This is a genomic window from Moraxella caprae DSM 19149 (assembly GCF_000426885.1).
GTDB lineage: Bacteria > Pseudomonadota > Gammaproteobacteria > Pseudomonadales > Moraxellaceae > Moraxella > Moraxella caprae.
Genome location: NZ_AUGF01000080.1, coordinates 1 through 4,277, shown reverse-complemented (window position 1 = coordinate 4,277; position 4,277 = coordinate 1). Strand labels below are relative to the sequence as shown.

4 protein-coding genes and 1 pseudogene are annotated in these 4,277 nt (G+C 40.2%); 2 read left to right on the top strand and 3 right to left on the bottom strand.

The annotated features are described in order from the left end of the window. Nucleotides 1-136: 136 nt before the first annotated feature. From rarD to K941_RS0112105, 3 genes and pseudogenes are all read right to left on the bottom strand, one after another. A complete protein-coding gene (gene rarD / locus K941_RS0112115) occupies nt 137-1,027 on the bottom strand; it encodes an EamA family transporter RarD (protein WP_029103806.1) in 891 nt (296 codons plus the stop codon). Between the two features lie 3 nt (nt 1,028-1,030). Further along, a pseudogene (gene aroA / locus K941_RS0112110) lies at nt 1,031-2,335 on the bottom strand (3-phosphoshikimate 1-carboxyvinyltransferase); the annotation flags it as partial. Between the two features lie 113 nt (nt 2,336-2,448). Beyond that, entirely contained in the window at nt 2,449-2,814 is a 366-nt protein-coding gene (locus K941_RS0112105) for a helix-turn-helix domain-containing protein (RefSeq protein WP_036388377.1), read from the bottom strand. A gap of 128 nt (nt 2,815-2,942) precedes the next feature. On the opposite strand from K941_RS0112105, the gene K941_RS0112100 reads away from it, so the two are divergent. Both K941_RS0112100 and K941_RS0112095 read left to right on the top strand, forming a co-directional pair. Next, nucleotides 2,943-3,839 carry a hypothetical protein gene (locus K941_RS0112100; protein ID WP_036388376.1) on the top strand — a complete coding sequence of 299 codons (897 nt, stop codon included), beginning with the start codon at nt 2,943-2,945 and terminating at the stop codon, nt 3,837-3,839. A 10-nt stretch (nt 3,840-3,849) separates the two neighbouring features. Then, complete coding sequence (locus K941_RS0112095) at nt 3,850-4,053, top strand: hypothetical protein (protein WP_029103802.1); 204 nt, start codon at nt 3,850-3,852, stop codon at nt 4,051-4,053. Nucleotides 4,054-4,277: the final 224 nt, after the last annotated feature.

Here is a 4,277-nt window from a genome sequence, read left to right as displayed (position 1 = left end):
TAGACTTCCTGCAAAACTAGGCTTTCCGTTCGCCCCGAGCTTGTTGAGGGGTGGCGGAAAACCGTTATGGTTCGACAAGCTCACCACGAACGGTTTTCCTTATTTTTGGGTTTTGCAGGAAGTCTATTATATCAAATCAATGTTTTCTATGTTTTAACATATCCACACTAAATATAATAAGCCCAAGCCAAATTAGCCCAAATATCATTAGGCGTTTTAAATCAATCGGCTCATGATAATAAAACACCGCAATCATAAAGACAATGCTTGGCGTTAAATAACCCAAAAAAGATAAAGTATTAAAACTGACCAGTTTGGTTGATTGGTTATATAATAAAAGTGGCAATAAAGTAATTGGACCTGCCAAAGCCAGTAGCCAAATATCATAAGATACCCAAAATGCCAAATTTGAACTTGCCACATCAGCACCGACCAACCACATCAAGCACAAAGGCAACAGTAAAGCCGTCTCAATAAACAAACCGTCAATGGCATTAAAGGGCGTTTGGCGTTGCAATACCCCATAAAAGGCAAAGGACAACGCTAAAATCAAACTCACCCACGGCACACCGCCAAACAGCACCACCTGAATGCCGACAGCAAGCACGGCAAGGGCGACAGCGATTTTTTGCAAAAGTCGCAAGCGTTCTTTAAAGATGACAAGCGACAGCCCCACGCCCATTAAAGGATTGATAAAATAGCCAAGGCTTGCTTCAAGCACCCTATCATTTGCCACCGCCCACACATAGGTTAGCCAGTTTGTGCCAATCAAGAGAGCCGACACAAAGGTCAAGCCGAGCCATTTGGGATTTTGGCGAATTTGGGCGAGCCAAGCTGTTCGCTTACCAATGATGATGACAAGGCTTAACACCACAAACGTCCACACCACCCGATGAACGATGACTTCAACGGCATGATAACCGTCCAACAGCTTAAAATAAAAAGGAAAATTACCCCACATCAAAAACGCCAAAAGAGCCGTCATTAGTCCTTTTGGGGTGGTGGTTATGGTAGGTTTATTGCTCATGGCTTAGTTGTCAATGACTTCCAAATTTAGCCCTGCTTCTTTTACCAATTTAGCAAAATTCGGAAAACTTGTCGCCACCGTCTCTGTGCCATTGATGATAATTTCATCTTTTGCTCGTAGGCTTGCCACCGCAAAGCTCATCGCAATTCTATGGTCGTGATGACATTCAATTTCACCACCGCCAAACACAAACTCGCTCTCGCCACGCCCGACAATCTCAATGCCGTCATCAAGCACCGTGCAATCAATGCCAAGTGTGGCAAGACCGTCCGCCATTACCTGTATGCGGTCGGATTCTTTGACTCTTAGCTCCTCTGCACCACGCAAAACCGTCTTACCAGTCGCACAAGCGGCCGCCACAAAAATCACAGGAAATTCATCAATAGCAAGGGGGACTAGGTGTAGCGGTATCTCAATGCCGTGCAATTTGCTTGATTTGACACAAATGTCCGCCACAGGTTCGCCACCGACAAGCGTTTGATTGGTCAGCGTAATATCCGCTCCCATTAGGCGTAAAATGTCAATCACGCCTGTACGAGTCGGATTTATCCCAACTTTTGGCAACACCACATCGCCAGTTTTGGCAATCAATCCTGCTACCATAAAAAACGCCGATGCCGAGATATCCGCTGGTACTTCAATGTCGCACGCGGTAAGTTCTTTGCCCCCTGTTAGGCGGATTTGGTTGCCACGCTCCAAAGGCGTAACTTTGACATCATAGCCAAAGGCGGTGAGCATTCGCTCGGTGTGGTCTCGGGTGATTTCAGGCTCAACCACTACCGTCTCGCCAGTCGCCCATAGCCCCGCTAAAAGCAGGCAGGATTTGACTTGGGCGGACGCCATCGGCATTTCATAACGGATAGCGTTTAGGGTCTGACCGCCCGTAATCGTCATCGGCGGTGTGCCACGCTCGCCTGTCGTGGCGACTTTCGCCCCCATTTGGCGTAAAGGCTTTGCCACTCGCTCCATTGGGCGTTTTGATAGGCTTTCATCGCCAATCATCGTGCTGTCAAAGCTCTGAGCGGACAAAATCCCCGCCAAAAGTCGCATACTCGTACCAGAATTGCCCATATCAAGCGGTTTGGTTGGGGCTTTTAGCCCATTGATACCCACACCATAAATGGTAACTTTATCACCGTCTCGGAGAATTTGTACGCCCATATCGGCAAAGGCTTGTAAGGTGGATAACGCATCTTCACCTTGCAAAAAGTTGGTAACTTTTGTTACGCCATTCGCCAAAGAGCCAAACATAATGGTGCGGTGCGAAATGGATTTGTCAGGGGCGACTTTATGCGTGCCTGTGAATGTGGTGCTTGGGGTGAGTTTGTATTTCATGGGGTTTTCCTGATTTGGGTAAATGGTTTATAAAATTGTTTGGTAAGGTGCTTGTTTTTAAATAAAAAGTACGCACTGTTAAAATATTAAACTTTATCCAAAAGTTTTCTTAATAATTCAATTTCTTTATCTTTTTGAGCAAGTAATTCATCTTTATAAGAAAGGGATAATTGTAATTTCTCAATTTGGGTAATTAAATATTGGTCGCCATTATAATAATTATTGCTATGATTTTCACTAATTTGACAAACAAACTTTTTATTATCCAATAATTCCGTAATCTCAACGCCAAATAAATTAGCAATGTCATTCAATCTTTCCAAGTTTGGCATACTTTCGCCCCTTTCTATTTTGGCATAGCCATTTCTGGTAATGCCTAATTTTTCCGACATTTGCTCTTGTGTCCAGTCGTTTTGCTCTCTTAACTCACGAATGGTTTCAACATTTATCATAAAAATACCCATATTTTTAACAAAAGACCACTCGCAGTTGTCAAATGACAAGTGTAGGTTGGTTTAAAAATAAAATAAATTATTGTAACATATAACGGTTGAAATTCAAAATTTTTTGGGAGTTTTTTGTGGAAGTTCTTATATTTTTTGGCGGTCTTGCAGGCGTTGTTATTTTGTTTTATCTATTCTCTCAAAACAATCAAGATAGCCAAACCCCAAAATCAAGCCACGCCAACAATTGCAATAGAGAAGTAGCATTAGGATTAGAATACTTATCCAAAAGTTACCAAGAAACAATGGATATTATAAATAGCGATGGATTTTTCTCATTAAATCAAGATAAAAACGCTTGGAGTTATGCGTTTGAATTGGAAATTGCTTATTTTCAGCTAATTATTTTCACACATTGTATTACACTATACGAAATGCATTCTACCGATATGATGCGTTATGCCATAGCAAGCAATCCTAGCGGAGATAAGAATAGAGACAATCAAGTTTTGAGCAATATTGCACAATCCAATGAAGCCATACAAATAGAGAATTTAAGAGAAAAAAGGCGAAGTATTGCCAAAGGTATTGAAAACAAATGGATTGAGTTAATATTAAAAATTTATGGATTAAATCACAATGAGAATAATATTGCTATTATAAAGAATTTTCTGCAAGAAAGACATAGTTTTTATGTGGATACATTGGAGCAACAAAGGGGCAAAAAGAAAGCTGTCTATAATGGCGATTTTTACATAACATTCTTAGAATTTTGTGAAAAACATTACGAATTTCGTAGCGAGCGTGGTTTTGAACAAAATTACATACCTATTTTTCTGCAAATGTATCAGAATTTCCTAGAACAGGCTTCTAGGGAAAAATTGGGTGCAGAATTCATATACACCGAAAACAATGCAGACCCATACCTAAAAATGAGAGCTGGTAGCCTTAAAAATGAAATACTTACCCCTTGGAATTCCGCTGTCAAATATAGACAAATGATTGGTGATAATTTATTACCAAGTAGTTATTAGGAACTTATCAATGTCAAATAATCGTAAAAAGTTTCCAATTTGGATACCTATTGTATCGTTAATATTGGCAATTATTTTAAACCTAAATGCTGTTCAAATGCTCAGTCGTGGAATGATTTCATCTGGAATGACTGATATTTTTGGAGCATTTTTATTGTATTGCTTTATTAGGCTTCTTGCAAAACCCAAAAATAAGGAAAACCGTTCGTGGTGAGCTTGTCGAACCATAACGGTTTTCCGCCACCCCTCAACAAGCTCGGGGCGAACGGAAAACCTAGTTTTGCAGGAAGTCTATTTTATATATTGGCAATGCTATTTTTAATTCAACCAAAAAGTGAGTTTATTTATGGACATTATGACAATTATTAAACTTATTGTGATATTTGTTTTTGCCAGTATCGGTGTCAATTATGTAAAAAATAAGTTTAAAAAATAATC